The organism is Leptospira stimsonii (assembly GCF_003545885.1).
GTDB lineage: Bacteria > Spirochaetota > Leptospiria > Leptospirales > Leptospiraceae > Leptospira > Leptospira stimsonii.
Genome location: NZ_QHCT01000010.1, coordinates 40,767 through 59,285, shown reverse-complemented (window position 1 = coordinate 59,285; position 18,519 = coordinate 40,767). Strand labels below are relative to the sequence as shown.

17 protein-coding genes are annotated in these 18,519 nt (G+C 41.5%); 12 read left to right on the top strand and 5 right to left on the bottom strand.

Annotated features, from left to right (window positions below; genetic code table 11):
* Positions 1 to 86: 86 nt before the first annotated feature.
* The gene (locus DLM75_RS21805) at positions 87 to 3,089 is read right to left on the bottom strand and encodes a DUF2339 domain-containing protein (RefSeq protein WP_118970615.1); all 3,003 of its coding nucleotides are present in this window, start codon (positions 3,087 to 3,089) and stop codon (positions 87 to 89) included.
* A gap of 223 nt (positions 3,090 to 3,312) precedes the next feature.
* Between DLM75_RS21805 and DLM75_RS21800 the strand changes: the two genes are divergently transcribed.
* The 5 genes from DLM75_RS21800 (at position 3,313) to DLM75_RS24150 (ending at position 7,428) form a co-directional block, all read left to right on the top strand.
* Complete coding sequence (locus DLM75_RS21800; RefSeq protein ID WP_118970614.1) at positions 3,313 to 4,989, top strand: acyl-CoA dehydrogenase family protein; 1,677 nt, start codon at positions 3,313 to 3,315, stop codon at positions 4,987 to 4,989.
* Positions 4,990 to 5,487: 498 nt separating this feature from the next.
* The gene (locus tag DLM75_RS21790) at positions 5,488 to 5,748 is read left to right on the top strand and encodes a hypothetical protein (RefSeq protein ID WP_118970612.1); all 261 of its coding nucleotides are present in this window, start codon (positions 5,488 to 5,490) and stop codon (positions 5,746 to 5,748) included.
* A 266-nt stretch (positions 5,749 to 6,014) separates the two neighbouring features.
* Positions 6,015 to 6,461, top strand: coding sequence for a proline and serine-rich protein 1 family protein (locus DLM75_RS21785; RefSeq protein ID WP_118970656.1), 447 nt, complete (start codon positions 6,015 to 6,017; stop codon positions 6,459 to 6,461).
* Positions 6,462 to 6,986: 525 nt separating this feature from the next.
* The gene (locus tag DLM75_RS21775; protein WP_118970610.1) at positions 6,987 to 7,268 is read left to right on the top strand and encodes a hypothetical protein; all 282 of its coding nucleotides are present in this window, start codon (positions 6,987 to 6,989) and stop codon (positions 7,266 to 7,268) included.
* Positions 7,249 to 7,428 carry a hypothetical protein gene (locus DLM75_RS24150; protein WP_147456683.1) on the top strand — a complete coding sequence of 60 codons (180 nt, stop codon included), beginning with the start codon at positions 7,249 to 7,251 and terminating at the stop codon, positions 7,426 to 7,428. The genes DLM75_RS21775 and DLM75_RS24150 overlap by 20 nt, the downstream gene beginning before the upstream one ends.
* A 90-nt stretch (positions 7,429 to 7,518) precedes the next feature.
* Here DLM75_RS24150 and DLM75_RS21770 read toward each other — a convergent pair whose 3' ends face one another.
* Positions 7,519 to 8,667, bottom strand: coding sequence for an adenylate/guanylate cyclase domain-containing protein (locus tag DLM75_RS21770; RefSeq protein ID WP_118970655.1), 1,149 nt, complete (start codon positions 8,665 to 8,667; stop codon positions 7,519 to 7,521).
* 458 nt (positions 8,668 to 9,125) lie between these two features.
* Positions 9,126 to 9,452: a 7(1) septoil knot domain-containing protein gene (locus DLM75_RS21765; RefSeq protein WP_174715105.1), complete on the bottom strand. Its 327-nt coding sequence runs from the start codon at positions 9,450 to 9,452 to the stop codon at positions 9,126 to 9,128.
* An 82-nt stretch (positions 9,453 to 9,534) separates the two neighbouring features.
* On the opposite strand from DLM75_RS21765, the gene DLM75_RS21760 reads away from it, so the two are divergent.
* Both DLM75_RS21760 and DLM75_RS21755 read left to right on the top strand, forming a co-directional pair.
* Positions 9,535 to 9,936: a DUF5360 family protein gene (locus DLM75_RS21760; protein ID WP_118970609.1), complete on the top strand. Its 402-nt coding sequence runs from the start codon at positions 9,535 to 9,537 to the stop codon at positions 9,934 to 9,936.
* 136 nt (positions 9,937 to 10,072) lie between these two features.
* Entirely contained in the window at positions 10,073 to 11,632 is a 1,560-nt protein-coding gene (locus DLM75_RS21755; RefSeq protein WP_118970653.1) for an SDR family NAD(P)-dependent oxidoreductase, read from the top strand.
* A gap of 362 nt (positions 11,633 to 11,994) precedes the next feature.
* Here DLM75_RS21755 and DLM75_RS21750 read toward each other — a convergent pair whose 3' ends face one another.
* Positions 11,995 to 13,296, bottom strand: a complete 1,302-nt coding sequence (locus tag DLM75_RS21750) for a UvrD-helicase domain-containing protein (protein WP_118970608.1) — start codon at positions 13,294 to 13,296, stop codon at positions 11,995 to 11,997.
* A 404-nt stretch (positions 13,297 to 13,700) separates the two neighbouring features.
* On the opposite strand from DLM75_RS21750, the gene DLM75_RS21740 reads away from it, so the two are divergent.
* From DLM75_RS21740 to DLM75_RS21725, 4 genes are all read left to right on the top strand, one after another.
* A complete protein-coding gene (locus tag DLM75_RS21740; protein WP_118970606.1) occupies positions 13,701 to 14,198 on the top strand; it encodes a GAF domain-containing protein in 498 nt (165 codons plus the stop codon).
* Positions 14,199 to 14,206: 8 nt separating this feature from the next.
* Positions 14,207 to 14,539, top strand: coding sequence for a hypothetical protein (locus DLM75_RS21735; protein WP_118970605.1), 333 nt, complete (start codon positions 14,207 to 14,209; stop codon positions 14,537 to 14,539).
* Between the two features lie 96 nt (positions 14,540 to 14,635).
* A complete protein-coding gene (locus tag DLM75_RS21730) occupies positions 14,636 to 15,280 on the top strand; it encodes a DedA family protein (protein WP_118970604.1) in 645 nt (214 codons plus the stop codon).
* Between the two features lie 43 nt (positions 15,281 to 15,323).
* A complete protein-coding gene (locus DLM75_RS21725; protein WP_118970603.1) occupies positions 15,324 to 16,337 on the top strand; it encodes a hypothetical protein in 1,014 nt (337 codons plus the stop codon).
* Between the two features lie 192 nt (positions 16,338 to 16,529).
* On the opposite strand, the gene DLM75_RS21715 is transcribed toward DLM75_RS21725, so the two are convergent.
* Positions 16,530 to 17,675, bottom strand: a complete 1,146-nt coding sequence (locus DLM75_RS21715) for a DUF1577 domain-containing protein (protein ID WP_118970601.1) — start codon at positions 17,673 to 17,675, stop codon at positions 16,530 to 16,532.
* Between the two features lie 481 nt (positions 17,676 to 18,156).
* Here DLM75_RS21715 and DLM75_RS21710 point away from each other — a divergent pair, with 481 nt between their 5' ends.
* Entirely contained in the window at positions 18,157 to 18,498 is a 342-nt protein-coding gene (locus DLM75_RS21710) for a hypothetical protein (protein WP_118970600.1), read from the top strand.
* Positions 18,499 to 18,519: the final 21 nt, after the last annotated feature.

Here is an 18,519-nt window from a genome sequence, read left to right as displayed (position 1 = left end):
AAGGAACATTAGTCGCTCATTGAATGAAGTAGAGACATGTATCGGCATTTCGCCCGAACGCGGTTGAAGTCTGCGTCCGGAAATATTTATGCCGTAACCGTCTTCGTGCGAAAAATTCTGTAAGTCAAAAAGGCTAAGATCAGAATTCCTAAAAAGAAAAAAGCTCGGATGATCCATGTGGAAACCGGAGGTTCTCCGATCGAATATCCGAAATTCTCGTTTTCTTTTTCCTCTTTGATAAAGACTTCCTTTTGAAGGGAAGTTTCCGTGAACGTCTTTGCAAAGTCGAACTCGGGTGGCTGAGCGTACGGATTTCCGTAATAGATTCGGATCGTTTGGGAAGTAGGATTTTCCTCTTCCTCTATTTCCAAAGGGAATACGATTTCTTCTTGAAGAATAAAAATTTCCACACGTTCGACCGTTAGGGAAGGGTCGTCTCCGTCGAAGATTTCAAATTTCAGTTCCGAGGCGATCGGATCGGTGAAGACGAAATTCGTTTCGGAAGGAATATTCGGTTTTTTTAAAATACTATTCTCGGTTAGGAGACTGAATTCTTTGGAGTTGTCCTTGAAAAATACTTTTACGTTTCGATTGTATTTTTCCTCCTTTAAGTGAAGGACGACCCTGTGAATCGGAACTTTCATCGGATTTTTATAATAGAACACTGTGGATCTTGTATCCGGGTTGAAACCGAATTCTAAATCGGATCTTTCTATATCTTTTTTAAACTCAACTCTTTCCAGGATCGGTTTGTAAATCGCCTTTGGAAATGTAAAATTTGCTTCCGAATCCGTTTCAATACGAACGTAAGTTATTTCTTCATCGGATTCGAATTGAATCTGGTTGGAGGCTTCTCCTCCTTGATAGCTGTAAATAGTAAAACTCGATTCGGTTCCTCGGTCTTCCGGATTCTTTCCTAAATAAATAGTTCCTCTTACTTCATATTCCGGAGGTCCAAGTGCGAGAATCGAAGTGTAGTGAGTTTTCGCCGGAGCCTTCGGAAGTTTTAAAACGTAGACGTTGCCCGTTTCATTCTTAACTTTAAAAAGAAGTTTTGCAACGGATTCTCCGCCTTCGCTGGATGCTTCGATCGTATTCCGAGTGATAAAGGGAATCGTTTTGCCGTTTTGAACGATCCTCCTGTCGTTGACTCCGGAATGTCTTACGATGTCTTCGTCTAACTTTATCTTTCCGTAGAAACCTGCTTCTTCGTCTTTTTGTTTTTCTATCTTCGGTATTTGAATGTCTTTATAATATTTATAACCCTTTGTGTTGATCGCTTCTGCGGAGAGAGGTGTAAGCGAAGAAGAAACGCCGATTACAAAAAGAATCAGCGTCAAACCAGTAAAATTTTTTGCGATAGAGAGTTTTTCCTTAAATTTCTGATAAAAAAGGCTCACTAAAAAGAATCCGACTCCGAGCGTAAAACCCGCGATGATTCTTACGATGATGCTCATCGTCCAAATATCATAAAAATATAATTTTGCGACCAGGACGGACGCGACTGCGATTCCGACGATCCGGAAGGATTTGAAAGAATATCGAAATCCTACAAAAAGAAAGACCGAAGCGTAGAACGCGAGAACATAAGAAAAACCTAAATTTCTATAGTGTTCGTCGTGAACCGCGTAGTGAACGTCGATTATCGTTCCCCAAATTAAAGTGATAATTCCCATATAAATGAATCCTCTTTCGAACCAAAAAACGGTTTCGCTTTTTCGAATTTGATACGTTGCAAAAAGAAATAAAGAAGCAAGGACATAGAGCGCGAATCTTTCGTTGAGAAGAAAGATTCTATCTAAGTCTTCCATCTGATTTAGAAAGTAGAGTTTGAACAAGGCTACGAACCAGATTCCGATCGAAATAAACTGAAAGGAGGTCTTCTTCAAACTTACTCCCAAGATCGAGACAATACCCGCGAGCATGATCCAGGAAAATGTCAGCCAACTTCCTTCGGAAAAATCGGTCAAAGAGGCGAATGTAAATCCTAAGAGAAGACAAAGATTGATCGTCTCGAAATTGTCCCGGGCACGAGGCGATAAGAGGTCCGATTTTTTTCCGTAACGATCGATCATGATCGCGAAAAGAAGCGCGCCAAAAAGAAAAAAATGCGCCGTTAGATTCGGATAAAATTTATTCAATTGATAGTATCCGCTATAACCGAAGAAAAGGGCGTTGGTCACCTGGAAAAATAGCATCAAGATAGAATTTAGATTCGGAAAGACACTTCCCGATTCTTCCAGCCGATCGAGCGACCGGGGAAAGAAGAAAAAATTCCCATAGAGAAATAGAAAAAACGAAACGTTGATAAATGAAAACGGAATTGTGAAACCGCTTTGGTAAATGTTTTCCGCTGACCAGAAGGTATAGAGAGTGAAGTTTGCGATCAACAGCACAAAAGAGGAAATGATCCAGGGCGACTTTCTGGAAATTAACAAATGCAGAATATTCAAAAAGAGTAAATATCCAAATAAGAATTGATAGGAATTCTCGCCTTGTGAGATTAGAACGGGAGACAATACGGATCCGATCAATCCGAAAATATAAAGAATTTCTTTACGGATCCAATAGGCCAGTCCGGAAGAAAAGACGCTCAGAAAAGTAAGATAGATAAACGTTTCCGAAAGAGTAAAAAGATCGTAGTAGTGATACGCGCCGAACAGGCTCAGATAGACGATCGAAAATCCGGTTCCCAAAACCGATTCGGGTAAAATTCGATATCCCTTGACGTTGAGCCTGAGCCCCGAAAAGGCGATTCCGAATCCGATCGACATACCGATCAAGATTCTTCCGGACTCGTTGACCCAGCGGTTATCAAAAGCGTATTTGATAAACCAGATCGTCGCAAGAAGAATGGAAAACAATCCTGCTTTTCCTAATAGATTGCCTCCTAAAAAAAGTTCCCATTCGGGACTCCTCTTTTTCTCAACCGGCTTTTCTATCTTTGTTTCGGAAGAAGTTTTTTGAAGGGGAAGTTGAATCGTTTCCACTTCGGTTGGATTGGAGGAATATGTCGCGATTTCTTTTTTGAGAGAAACGACTTCTTCTTCGAGTTGATCTAAACGTTTTTTTATTTTCTCGATATCCAAATAATACCTTCCATCCGAAGCATACCGATGATTTCGCTAATTCCTCCGATGGAAAGCAAAATAACAATTTCTCTACTGTCTTTCTGACATAATGAAGTTTTGACTTTGATCTTAAAGTCCTCTTCGGTTCCTGAGATTGTCCCTCAAAAAGCAAATGACAGGGGGAGAAGTCGTGATTTTCTAGTTATCAGATTCGAATTTTTTAAATCAGGATTAAAAACCCATGAGCGCAACCAAGACCGCCGTTGATCAAGCGACCGCGAAAAAAGCTCTTTCCATCTCCGCAGGTGTGATTGAGGACGTTACGAAAGCCCTTGCTGTACGTTGCAGTGTAAACGGAAAAGTTTCCGTTGATAAGATGGACGCGAACCAGCTCGTCCAGTATCAAATCGCATGGCTTACAGCCGAACAAAAGATCGCAGAAAAGTTTGTAGACTATGCTTGGGATTCTTCCTTGGGAACAGGGGATCTCGAACAAGAAATGGCGGTCGTTTTTGCCGCGGAGACCGTGAATCACGTTCGTTCCGAAATCAGTTCTCGTCCCGCTGAATACGGGATCAAATCTTCCGATTTAGTTTCCAGAATTTTTAATGATGAAATCAATAAGTTTCTCGAAGAAGCGATGGCGATCGAGAACTACAATGAGATCGCGGAAAAGATCGTTTCCAAAGGTAGCTTCGGAGCTTACGGTCTGGACGACGATCACGAGATGTTCCGCGAAACGTTTAAGAAGTTTGCGGAAGACGTTGTGATGCCTCATGCGGAACACGTTCATAGACACGACGATATCATTCCTGAAGACATCATCGGCGGACTCAAGGATATGGGATGTTTCGGTCTTTGTATTCCCGAATCCTACGGCGGAATCCAACCGAACGACAAACCGGACAACCTTTCCATGCTCGTCGTTACGGAAGAACTCTCCAGAGGAGGTTTGGGAATCGCAGGTTCCTTGATCACTCGTCCGGAGATCATGTCCAAGGCTCTTTTGAAAGGTGGAACACAAGCTCAGAAAGACAAGTGGCTTCCTCTTCTTGCAACCGGAGAAAAAATGGCGGGGATCATGGTAACGGAACCGAACTACGGATCGGACGTTGCCGGAGTCTCCGTGACCGCTAAACCGGCTAACGGTGGTTGGGTGATCAACGGCGTAAAAACTTGGTGTACGTTTGCGGGTTACGCAAATCTTCTTCTCATTCTTTGCAGAACCGAAGCGGACCCTTCTTTGAAACACAAAGGACTTTCCATTCTTCTCGCGGAAAAACCGAGCTTTCCAGGTCACGATTTTTCTTACACTCAACCGGAAGGCGGAAAGATCGAAGGAAAAGCGATCGGAACGATCGGTTATCGCGGTATGCACTCCTTCGAAGTTTCCTTTGATAATTACTTTGTTCCCGCAGAAAACCTGTTAGGCGGAGAAGAAGGTAGAGGAAAAGGATTCTACTTCCAGATGGAAGGTTTTGCGGGCGGAAGAATTCAGACCGCGGCCCGCGCTCACGGTGTGATGCAAGCCGCTCTGGAAGCCGCTCTTCGTTACGCTCAAGAAAGAGCCGTTTTTCAGAAGCCGATTTTCGAATACAATCTTACCAAGTACAAGATCGCGAGAATGGCCGTGATTCTTCAGGCTTCTCGTCAGTATTCGAATCACGTCGCAAAACTTCTGGACGATCACAAAGGTCAGATGGAAGCGACTCTGATTAAGTTCTATGCTTCCAAAGTTGCGGAGTGGGTGACCAGAGAAGCGATGCAAATTCACGGAGGAATGGGTTATGCGGAAGAATACGCCGTTTCTCGTTACTTCGTGGATGCTCGCGTGTTCTCTATCTTTGAAGGCGCCGAAGAAGTAATGGCACTGAGAGTGATTGCAAAATCTCTAATGGACCAATACGCGGCGGGTTGATCTGAGAATCTGAATAAAAAGTTCATTCAAAAAATAGAATGAATTTTGAAGAAAAAAGGCGGGGACTCCCCGCCTTTTTTGTTTCTTCATCCTATCTTCTCTTATCAATGTTGGATCAAAATGATTTTAGGTCTTATCAAGGGTAGGAAAATTTCTACAACACAAACCTTTTCTATATACCTCACTTACGGAGTTTGCAGACCGTTTCCCCTTTCACCGAAATAAACATCGGTATATCCAACAGGAAAGCCTTTTGGCCGGTTTTAGTTTGAATTTAAGATGATGTCCCGGATTCAATCAACGTTTTGGATTCAGCCTATTTTTTCTAAGGCAAAAAGGATTTTGCGGACATATCCGATTAGTTTTATATCAAATAAAATGCGATATTGATTTTTTATAATCCGATCACCTTGTGCGGCCCTTCTGTTCAAAAATTTATTGACTAAATTTATTCCTTTTTACAGTTTAGCCGAAAATTTTTGAGGTTAGGTGATTTGGATGATTCGATTTACTCTCAGTATTCTTTTGTTCACGGTTTCAACTGCGATCTATTCTGTTGATATTGTTAACAAAGATAAGGTTTCTTACAGAATTTCTTACGACGATGCAGGGACTCAGCACAACGAAATATTGAATCCCGGAAAAAAGATGAACAGCATCTGCGGTGAATGTACGGTTCGGATTTCTGGCTTAGGAAGTTTTCGCGCGGCCGGAAGCGAAAAAATTATCATTCAAAACGGTGAAGTGACAGTCGAGTAAACCCGATACAGCCGGAATTTCTATTGAGATTGAACGAAGCTTTTTTTAGTCACTTCAGGGTGTTTCTGACTCGAATGATTTCATTCTTTGTCACGAGTGAATATTTTGAAAAAGTAGAATACCCTAATATTGTTACGAGCTTCGATCCTTGTAAAAGAAAATCCGGGCTGTTATGACGGATTACTTACGTTTTTTCGGAAAGAACCGCATAGGCACGAGCTATGCTCTTTTCTTTCCTTTTTTATAGAAGAATCTTGGAGGATAAGATGAATCTTTTTTTTAATAAGGTATCGTTTCTATTGGCTTTGATTGTTGTGAATTTTTCTTTATTTGCGGCGAATCAAACGACTTTTACAAATATTAAAGTTAGGATCGAGAAGGAAGGCTTTTCCGATGGTAAATTGTCTGTTTTAAGATCAGAGGCATCGAGAGCGACTTTTACTGCGACCCAGGTAGCCGAGTTGATGGACCTATTCAGTTTTTCGAGCGATAAAATCAAAGCGCTCACCTCACTTCGAAATCGAATCGAAGATCCTGAGAACGCTTACGTAATCGTAGAACGTTTCTCATACGATTCCGATAAAAAGAGCGCGGCGAGTTTATTGGATGGAATCGAGTCAGCGCTTCCGAAGCCGCCGAGAGTCACTAAAAAGACGGTCTGTTGGGGGGATGGTCCGGGACGCTACTGTTACACGGAATACATCGAACAGTAAGAAATATTAGATCCGTTACGGAAGAATCGTCATCCAAAATGAATGGACTGATGGAACACGATTCTTCCGTTTTGATCGATTGTTTTTGTGAGAATGGAAAACGATTTTGTACGTTGATTCCAATTTACCATGGATGGAGAGTTCAAATTTCTGGATATAATGCCGATCTTCGATTGAGGGATCGTTTTGGAAGAATTTTCTATATTACGAAATTTGATTGTGCGAACTTAGGTGTTTTTGTTCTTTCGTATAAATTTTCTAAAACGCTTTTCAGTGACGTTCTCCCGGTAGAACCGCAACACACGGAGACGGTAAAAGCCACTGTTTCGACGGAGAGAACTTGATCGAGGAACGAGCGAAAAATATTTTTCCGAGGATCGTAAGATTCTTTTTGGAGAAATTCCGATTTTTCGGATTTTGTCGTAATTCCGACAAATGAAGAATCCCTTGACTTTCTCACTTTTCGCTTGTCAGAGAACGCGTATTCGATCGTATGAATGATCGATTCAAATTCAGTCATTTTCCATGAGAAGCATTGTACCCGATCAGTTAACGATTCAGAGAAAAAGAAACAAAGTCCTCTATTCTTACGATCGTTTTCAATTCTTCTCTCTTCTCGGAATTTTTATCTCACTGTTTTTTTTAATCACGATTCTTTTCGACTTGGTCCAATTCGAAATTTATCAAAATCCGATTTGGTTCATTCCAGGATTATTGATTCCGGGATATATACTCTATACTTCGATTCATTATTCTTTCAATTCTACGAATATATTGATCGATTCTTGTGCTGTCTTCGGACAGTAGCTCCGAACATTATACATACTCGGTTTGTTTTGTTTTGGATGACGGTAAGGAAATCTTAATTCTTGATAAAGTCGACGATTCCGTTCATGCAAAAGCGATCGAGAAACTTTTAGTCGATGAGTTGAATCTCGATTCATACAAAGTCTCCGGATCTATCTGAGAAAAAAATCGGATCGTATTCTTCGGACTTCGTTCCTTCCAAAACGAAGTCTGCTATCATCGGATCAAATCTATGATTGTCCGTTCGTTTTCATTCTTTCGGAGAAAATATATTTCTCTCTCCCGTGATTCCCTTTAGGTTTCGAGCGCCGAGAAATTCAAATTGATCCTTTCCGATTTTTTCAGCGAAGTCTTCCGTGGTTAAAATGCTCTTTCCAAAATCTTTGCAAAGCGACTCTACTCGAAATGCTTGATTGACCGCGTTCCCAATCACCGTAAAATCCAGTCGATCTTTCGCTCCCACGTTTCCATAGACGACATCACCCACGTTAAGCGCCATTCCCAGATGAATTTGAGTATCCAGGTGTTCCTGGTTCCAGAGTTTTACAGAATTCTTAATTTTGATTGCGGCATTGAGCGCGGACAAACACGCCTGATACGGATCTTCCTTCGCAGGAAAGATCGCAAGAATTGCATCGCCTATAAATTTTAGAATCTCGCCTTTCTCTTCCTGGATCGGTTGGGCGGTGAGTTCAAAATAATGATCCAAAATTTCCACGATTCTTTTTGGAGAATTATTTTCGCTGAGAGAAGAGAAGTCTCTTAAGTCTGCACAAAGAATCGCCGCATAAATGGATTCTCCGGTTCCTCTTCTGAATTCTCCGGATAAAACTCTTTTGGACGCGTTCGGTCCGAGATAGACTTCTAAGAGTTCTTTGACTGCGAATTTTCTGGATTCCAAATCTAGACGTAAGGATAATACGCTTAAGATGGATCGAAAGGCGTCGATCTGTTCGTCCGAAAATCCTTCCGGTGCGTGTGTCGTCCAGGAAACCACACTTCCCACATTGAGGCTGAACGTGGCCGGAAAAATACAATAATCGGTTGCGCCTCTTTCTTTTAGATCGATACAGATCGGATAAGAAAGGTCCGCATCCGGTCCAACCAGCTTACAACGGATAAAGTCTTTTTTTCCTTCTCGGATCAAGTAAATCGGACTGTCGATGTATTGTGGTTCACTCAATGCACCGTGAGGAATCAATAGCATTTGTGTTTCTTCTTCTTTCGTCCAAATGATCGATCTCACCATCACTTCCGGATGCATCGTGGGGATGCTTGTAAAAAATCTCGAGACCGGAATTCCGGATTCGATCAACTTTTCATTGAGTTCCTCTAATAATTCTTTCGCTTCAAGGTCTCTCGATTTGGACCCTGATAACCAATTGATAATTTCTTTCATTCCAATCTCTTCTTCGAACTCTATTTTGATTCTTGTTTTAGACCGTTCTCTACGTTCTTTGGATCCACAAATACCCGGGTGAATCCGGAGTAACAAGGATCTTTTTGCAAAAGAAGAAGTCATCAAAGATTATCGGCTTGAAGAAAGAATTTTTTTCTTTTTCGAGAATCGTCGACTAACTTAAGAAAGGTGTGATTGTAATTCTACCTTTGATCGAGAAGACTTTCCGAGCTCCGAATTGGAAGCTTCCGAAAATGATCGAACACGCGGATCTCATCCGCAAAAATTCGTTTTAAACGTAAGACTTTATTGGATCGTATTTCCATCGATGGAACTTTCGATTCAATGATCGAGAGGTGAAAAGAATTTTAGGAAGTGAAGAAAAGAATCCTGTGAAAATCGATTTACGGAGAATCGAGTCTCCGCAAATCGAAATCCGATTTCTGAAAACGTATGTTTTAATTTTCTCCCGGAAAACTCGTTACGTATTGAATTTTTATATCGGGAAAGCTGGTCACGATCTGGACTTTTGTATCAGGGAACGAATTTACGATTTCCCATTTTCCGCAAGAATCAGGAAACGAGGTTACCTTTTGCACTTTTAGATCGGGAAAAGAAGTGACTTCTTGTACTTTAACATCGGGAAAGCTTGTTACGATTTGAATTTTTCCGTAAAGCTTCTTCCCGTTGAAAGTACAACCGGATTGAACGTTGCCCGCATACATAAGACCGGCCCCGATGGTCAGACCAATCAGAAGTGCGATCATCAACATTTTCTTTGTCATTTGGATACTCCTATTGCGTCAAAATGTATTCCAGAAAATCAAATAATGAAACTATTTTTTGACAAGTCGAATCAAAATAGCAATGAACAACTTACTCCCGGGACTTTTTCTTTTTACGGATATCGGCTTTATTCTTTATTGGTTAATTACGGGTTTTCATTGGATTCCGGAATCGTATCTCTTTAAGGACTATCACAATCCGATACTTATGGATTGGAATTGGTCTTTTCTACCGCTGGATCTTTTCGTTTCATTCACCGGGTTTTATAGTCTTTACCTTCGAAAGCGCAAACGTGTAGAATGGGAAAGAATCGCATTGATCTCTTTGGTTTTAACGAGCGCTTCCGGATTGCAGGCAGTCGCTTTCTGGGGGTTTCGTTCCGACTTTGATCTTTCTTGGTGGATACCGAATCTATATCTTCTTTTGTATCCGATTTACTTTATCTATAAACTCGCTTTTACAAGTTCCTTAAATCGAGAGTAAAGATATTAGAAGAATTCCTAAAAAGAATGCTTCTCTTTTCAATGAAATTGAGTTGCTCAATCTCCACTTTTTTTCGGTATAGTTGAATGAAGGAAAGAAGAATCGGATTCTTCTCTTTTAAACCGTATTCTGAATGATGAACGAACCGAAAGATAACTCGAATGCCAATCCAAGTTCGGAAGAGATACAACGTTGTATTCGTCTTTTGGAAACTCTTGCGGAAAAGCCGGAACTACTCACTTCGATTCCCGAAGAAGAAAGAATCGCATTGATGATCGTCTCTGGAAAAATTTCACGTCCAGATCGCAATGAAATCCGAATTCGAAACAAAACGATCAAACGTTCAAGAAGAAAGGAGATGGTAGCGCAAGAGAGAAAGGCGAGGGCTTTGACCGGGATTCGTGTCGCAAGGACCGCGACCGTTTTTAAGGCTCCTTTGCAAATCGCGGATCAAACGGATATATGGAAGAGCAAAGACGCTCCCGAACTCACATCTCCCCGCAATTGTTACGTCTGCAAAAAAGAATATACGAAACTTCATTTCTTTTACGATTCCATGTGTTTGGAATGTGGGGATCTGAATTATAAAAAAAGGTTTCAGATCGCGTCTCTTCACGGTCAGGTTGCGTTGATCACGGGCTCTCGTCTAAAGATCGGATATCATTCTACTTTGATGCTTTTGAGAGCAGGCGCGAGAGTAATCGCAACGACTCGTTTTCCTGTCGATGCCGCGCTCCGTTTTTCCAAAGAATCGGATTTCAAGGATTGGTCTGATCGACTTCAGATTTTCGGATTGGATCTGAGACACACACCGAGCGTGGAACTTTTCGCAAGTTATATAGAAGAGACGATCGATCGTCTCGATATTCTTATCAACAACGCGGCGCAGACAGTCAGAAGGCCTCCAGGTTTTTACGCTCATTTGATCCAAGCGGAGCAGACCGAATTTCATGATTTACCTTCCGAAGCTCGCGACCTTCTGAAATTACACCAAGACTGCAAAGAGCGTCTAACGTCTTTCGGAGGTCAAAACCTTGCAAACGAGACGGCCCTTCCCGTAAGTTGGAACGGCAAGGTTCCGGGTGTGGGAATCAGGTCTTCCGCTCAACTTTCTCAGATTCCGTATTCTCATGATAATTCTTTTGAATTGGAAACGGTATTTCCGGAAGGACAGATGGACGCGGATTTGCAACAGGTGGATCTCAGAAAAACGAACAGTTGGAGACTCAAGTTGGGTGAGATTCAGACCTCGGAAATGCTCGAAGTCCAACTCGTAAACGCTGTGGCTCCTTTTGTTCTCTGCAATCGTCTTGTCTCCGTTATGCGAAGGGAGAATACGGGTCAAAAACACATCGTGAACGTTTCCGCGATGGAAGGAAAGTTTCATCGTTTCAAAAAGGAAGATCGTCATCCGCATACGAATATGGCGAAGGCGGCGCTCAATATGCTGACTCATACTTCGGCGAGCGATTTTGCGAAAGACGGAATTTATATGAACGCAGTCGATACGGGTTGGGTTACGGATGAGGATCCGGTCGAACTTTCGCAAAGAAAACAGGATCTTCACGATTTCCAACCGCCCCTGGACATCGTAGACGGTGCCGCGCGGGTCTGTGATCCTTTTTTTGACGGAATTCTCACAGGGAAACACTGGTGCGGAAAGTTCCTAAAGGATTATTTCCCGATCGATTGGTGAGCCGGTTTCGAAAACTTCCCCATTTTAGAATGTTTTAAAATACTTATACTCTGTCTCTTATCGGATCCGAAAAAAAATACGGGCCGAATCCGATCTTAACTTTTTTGCGAAATTTCAAAATGCAAGGTTTAATAAGAATCTAACGTTCAGTCGTTTGTTTGGAGGTTTATCAGGTCTTTTCTACGTTTGATCCGGGGATGTTTCTGCGTTTTGCTTCCATGAAGACAGAGTGATGGAAGGCGGTTTCCCGCCTTCTGAAAATCCAAAGTTAAAAAGAATCCGGCGTTGGATCGGAATCGATTTTTGAATCCGGGTTTTTACGAAAAGTATATTAAAAAAATAGAATTCATTTGAAACGAGTCTTATAGTAAATCTTCCGGATCGACGCTTTTTATTTTCCTGAAGTAACGGAAAAATTCGTTTTCAATCGTTTCTCTTCTTGAACTTTTTGCCGCACCTAACACAAAAAGACGATCCTCCGCTCTGGAAAGGCCGACATAAAGAATTCTTCTTTCTTCTTCGATCGTCTCGGGGGACGAATCCGGTCTCGCATTCCATCCGTCGGAAAGATCCACGAAAACCGTATGAAATTCCAAACCTTTGCTCGCGTGGATTGTCATCAAAAATTCCTCCGGAATTCCGGCACGAACATATTCTCCAATTCGGAAGTTGGAGCGGCAGAGAATTTTTACGTTTCTTCTTGAAGAAGGAATCGCCCGAATCAGATACGGAATCAGGTCCGCGGTTTCCTCCATCAATATCTTTCCCACAAGTGCTTTTCCCTTTCTCGATGGAAGAACCTTCTTCTCGATTCGATTTTTATTTTTTCGAATCGGAATATCCGAGGTTTCAATGATTTCCGGTAGGGAGCGATAGTTCGTATTCAAAAAATGAATCACGGCTCCCGAAAAGAAATCTTTGAATTTTAAAAACGGTTCGGGTGTGGCTCCTCGAAACGAATAAATGCTTTGAGAATCGTCTCCGACTACGGTGATCGAAGCGCTTTCCGATAAACTTTGTAAGAAAGAAAGTTGTTCCAAATCCGTATCCTGGAATTCGTCTACCAAGATCTTTTGAAGATTCCGTTTAGCTGGGAAAGTCCATTCTTCTTTCGATCGAAGGCCTTCCAAAAAAATGGTCACCAAATCTTCGAAGTCCAAAAGCCCGTTTTCTTTTTTGTAAAGTGTATAAGAAAATTCTAATTCTTTTAACAATTCCGGAAAATTCTCCCTTATATAAGTTACGTTTTCAGCCCAAAAAAGCTCGTAAGGAATTCCCCCCACCAGGAATCGTTTTTGTTTTAAAAATTCCCTGTAAAATATGTTTTTGTCCTCCGGCGCGAGTACTTTCGGTCTTTGCGTTTGAAATCTTGGATGCCAACGACCGAGCGCATAAAGACAGAATGCGTGAAAAGTCTGGACTCGAATCAAATCTTTCTCCGTCGTTTTTCGAATTCGTTCTGAAATTTCTCCGGCCGCTTTTTTTGTGAAAGTGAGGACCAGGATCGATTCCTCGGGAAATAATTTATCCCTTAAAATTCGATCCACGATTCCGACCATCGTGCTCGTTTTACCGGAACCGGCGGCGGCGACGACTTGAACAAATCTGGCGTTTTCCTCGATCACCGTTTGCTGAGCCTGGCTGTATTGAATTTTTGATTTCATCCTTTCCTCCCGTTATTACGGTTCCGGGATGTTTCGCAGGGCGGTGGAACGATTTTCTCACAACGAGGTCCGGATCAAAGAATCACTGTAGAAAATAGGCTACGATTCGAATTCGAACGTTTCGATCCGTGGACCAAAACGGCTCGTTCTTGGACTTGAATGCTAACATCCGGGAATTACATCCGGCTTTGTTTCATTATTTTTCTTTCTATCGGATAAACTGAATTGAAATAAGAAACCAGTAAGATTAGGAATTCGATTTGCTCCGTTCCCTTTTGCCAAAAGCGGGAGAAACGGTTTATTAGGAAAATCCCAACAAAACGGAAAAAGGCTGTACTTCTCAAAAAAGAAAATCAAAGTTTGGAAAGATCGATTCTTACTTCGCGTTTATAGAGATCCGTTTTATGGCTGAATCCTTAACGATCACGACTGGCCTTTCCAGAGAGAAACAATATGAAGAATTGTTTCCGCAACTCGTCTCCTTGGTCGAAGGCGAATCGGATCCGATCGCGAACTTGGCAAATCTGATGGCCGCGCTCAAACAGACGTTCGGCTTTTTTTGGGTCGGGATTTATTTTGTAAGAGGCGAGGAGCTCGTGCTCGGTCCCTTCCAAGGTCCGATTGCCTGTACAAGAATCGCGAAAGGAAAAGGCGTTTGTGGGACGGCTTGGGAATCTCAAAAGACTGTTTTGGTTCCCGATGTCGAAAAATTTCCGGGTCATATCGCTTGCAGTTCCGAGTCTCGATCCGAGATCGTGGTTCCCGGTTTTGACTTGAGTGGAAACGTTGAATTCGTCTTAGACGTTGATAGTGATATGCGGAACGATTTTTCGGATCAGGATCGGATCCATCTGGAAATGATAACGAGTTTGATTCAGAAAATTCTTCAGAGAAAAGGATAACAGAAAGAATGATGACTCAGAGCCCGATCCATATTCTTCCAAGAAAGAGAACCCGGTTTCGCGCCACGGTTGTCTCCATTTTTCATCATAAGAATCCGGAACTCTCTCGAATCTTATTGCAGGATATTTGCCTTCTTATTTCCGGAAAACCGATCATTCCTTCCCAGTTATTTTATCTTTCTCGAAAATTCTTATCCATGAATTTGAAATCCGGAGACGAAGTAGAATTCGACGCAAGGATCAAACCGGATCGAAAGGGGCTTTCTTCCAATTCGATCCGACTCAACTATCCTACGAAAATATTCCGCTATAGTCCTGGAAAAGAAAGGCTTCTTTTTTAGCGCTTTAACACGTTTGACTTGTCTGGTTCTTTCTAAATTCTATCCTAAAATATTCAAACACAGTGAACCTGGCTCTTTTGGAGCAAGGGAGGAACCTTGGAAACCCTTAAGTTTTTTCTCGATTTCTTTTTGAACTTGGAAACGCATTTGGATACGATCATTCAGACGTATCAAAGCGGAACCTATGTTATTCTTTTCTTAATTATCTTCGCAGAGACCGGCTTAGTCGTGACTCCGTTCTTACCCGGAGATTCCCTTCTTTTCGCGGTGGGGGCCTTTATCGCAAGGGGTTCTTTGGATCTTACAAGCACGCTCGTCCTTCTTATCATCGCCGCGATTCTGGGCGATACGGTCAACTATTCCGTCGGGAATTTTACCGGTGAAAGGATATTAGAAAAAGAGAAAATTCCTCTCATTAAAAAGGAACATTTGGAGAAAGCCCACCGTTTTTACGAAATTTACGGAGGCAAAACGATTATCATCGCGAGATTCATTCCGATTATTAGAACTTTTGCACCTTTTGTTGCGGGAATCGGGACCATGACCTATGTTAAATTTGTTGCATATAATGTGATCGGTGCGATTTTATGGATCTCAATTTTTATTCTGGGCGGTTACTTTTTCGGAAACTTGGATTTTGTGAAAAGAAACTTTAAAATCGTAATTTTCGCAATTATCATTATCTCGGTGATGCCGGCCGTCATCGAGTATCTAAAAGAAAGAAGAAAGGGTAGAATTTAGATTTTTTCGAAACAAAAAGACTCGCCCGGATTGTAGGTAATCAGTGAACTTAAAAGAAAGCTTTATTACTAAATTCGCGGCGAGCGTCGTGAAGCCGAGATTCGAAATCTGGTTCGCGGTCATTCTTATTCCGGAAAACAAACAAGCATTATGGGTTCGTTATACGACCCTCAATCCCAAAGGGAAGTCCGGTCTATATCCTTCGGCGGTGCTCTGGGCTTCCTTCTTCGATGTACGAAAACCCGAGAACCATCGTACTGCGGTTCAATCCTTTCCTTATCAAAAAATCAAGATCGAAGACGAATCGATCGAATTCCCCGGCGCATCCGTTGGTCCGGATCATATGAAGGGGAAAATTCTAACCGGCAAGGGTGAAACACTCAGTTGGGATTTGGAATTCAAACACAAGCTGGAACCTGCGGGCCATCTTCCTCGTTGGTTGGATCGAACTCCCATTCCAAAAACAAGAAGTATCGTAAGTTCCCCCTTCACGGAAGTTTCCGGAAAGATTCAGCTGAAGAATCAGAAATTTACATTCAAAAAAGGGAATGGACATTACAATCACATCTGGGGAACGAACCGAGTCGCGGAATTATTTTGGACTTTTGTTCCTCAATTTGACAAGGATCCCGAGAATTGGTCTCTTGAAATCGTAACGGTTCGTCCGCAACCATTGGCACCGACTCTTACGTTTGTGACGCTCTTAAGGGATGGAATTCCACTGCATCAGCATTCGATTCTTCGTTCCTTGAGAAGTAAGGTGAAGGTTGCTTATCCGAAACTCAGCTTTCATACTCGTTTGGATGACTATGAGATTTTTGTGGAAGGAGAAATGGACTCTACTCAAATCGGTTCTTATATCTACAGAGATCCCGATGGAAGTCCTCGCTATATAGAACAAAGCGATATCGGAAGTGTTCGTTGTGTTATCTTACACCAAGGTAAGGAAAGAATTCTGACTTCCAAAAACGGAGGCGGGGTCGAGTTTCACGGAATGAAACCTTGGAGAAACGATCACAAATATCTCGACCCGTATGGAGAAGAGATACGAGATTGAATTTTTTTCGAATCGAATGGTTGGATATTGAGGATTCCCTTTTTCTTAGTAGTAGATTCGAATTCCTTCATCGTAAATATTTTATAAGAAATCGGTTTCCGTTTGTGACAACAAAGGGATCGATTCGAATTTCGAAACGATTCCTCTTCATTCCGAAGATGAACGTGGGTTTATCTTTGATCTATCAGATCTTCAGAGTTGCCCTTTGCTAAGAAGTTGAATGTTCTTTTCATAACGAGCTCTTTCGCCGGGTAAGTCCGATTTTGCGGTCAATTCGATTCCTAAAATGAGATGATTGTTTTCGTCCATTCTAGACCAACGAATCAATCCATGAACCGTAAACGGAGCCTGCATCCGGAAAAAGATATCAAAGATAAAACCGTCTTGTTTGGGAAGGGTTTCTATCAAATGAGGATTATCGATTTTTACCTTGATTCCCCCTTGGGAAGCCTCGAGGATTTGGAATCTTTCAGCCGTTTTGACCGTATTGGATTCTTTGATTCTCTCTACCATATCCTGAGATAAGTTCTTCAGTTCTTCTACGTATTGTTCCGTAAGATTCTTTTCCTTACTTTGAACCCAAATATAACCGATTGGAATTTTTTCATCCGCATGATTCGTATAGATGATGGGAACAATCAGTTCCGAAATAATTTTTTGATCTTTGAACTGCTTGATGTAGGGTGAAAGATCATCGTCTACATCCTTCTCAAAATTAATTCTTCCCGGCGAATTATTTTTATAAGAATTCGGATCGAGGGTGTTTTCGATCAGAAGAAAATTCTGCGATTTTTTAACGATCTCAAATTTTCTGTCTAAGCCCGGTTTGAATGTTTCGATATTGATGATGTCTTTGCTTCGTTGTTTGAGTCGATTTTTATAATCTTCAAAGTTCACTTTGACGAGCGTCGGGACGTTGAACATATTCGCTTCGATGATGGTTTTGGACGAAATGACGTTTGTGACGTAGACCCCGCCCGGTTTTACGGGAAAACGTTGGTGCACTCTATTCTTTTTTGCTATGGCTAATTTTTCAACTTTGAGAGTCGCGTGTGCTTTTTCCAGTTTTTGAACGAGAACACATTCCAGCTGGATGTATTTGGCAAGAATCATATAGAGAACAAAGGATTTTTCTCCGGAAGTGTCTTCTGGATTGAGAAGTTGGACTACGATCTTATCGCCACCCTCTAAAATTTTCTTTATCACCGCTTTTTGATCGAACGGATCGATCTTTAGGGTTAGCTCTTTATCAAAAAGATATTTCGAAAGAACGTGATTTTTTTGTTCAATGGACGTTATGATGTCCATTTCCCTTGTGCCTTTTTGTAAATATTCCATGCTTGTTTTGTCTTAGTTTTATGTGAGAGTTTGATTTTGAAGTGTTTTGGTAAATTAAAATTAAATATTCAAATTATAAAAAGATAATGTTTCTTATAATGTTATTAAAGGACGGATTCTTCTTTCCCAAATCTACAAATTATTTTTTCTTCTTGGAGGGCGACTCTCCTTTGGAAAGGAAAAGACTCAAAATTGTCATGAAATAATTTCCAAAGGAATTTTGGAAATTCAAGAGAAGGTTCGAGAGGTCTTAAAAAAGTCAATTGTTGAATTCATGAAATTCAAAGTTGGCTTCTAACATCTTTAGACGTTTTTCTTCTTCTTTTTTTTAAAGGAGCCATTTTTTGCCGAAGGAACCGGACCGAATTTTGAGGAAATCTCTTTCCGATTCGAGTAGTCTGTTTCTTCACTGCTGAAAAAATGGGCAGAAATAGGATTTCAATTCGGTTTAAACTTCGAAAAAACCGGATTCTTCTTCGATATGATTGTAAAATTGATCCCAGTGGAATACAGAAAGATTGGCGCCATTCTCGGCGTCTTTTTGATATTTTACGGTTCGATTTTATCGACTCCGATGATCGATTCAGGTAAAAACGCTTCGCCGTTTTCCGCCTCGAGCGAGACTTCGGAAACGAAAGAAGGCGAAAAAGAGAAAACTTCGGAGCTGACTCTGGAAGACCTGGACGCCTCCGATGATTCTTTCGTTCTTCGTATCCCTTTAGGGACCGTTTCTTATTACGATTCTTCCGATATTATTTTTCCTCAAATCTATTCTAAAATAGAAAATCCCCCTCCGGAAAAGACCTCCCTTTCTTCGATTTAATCCATTTCGAATTAATGAGCC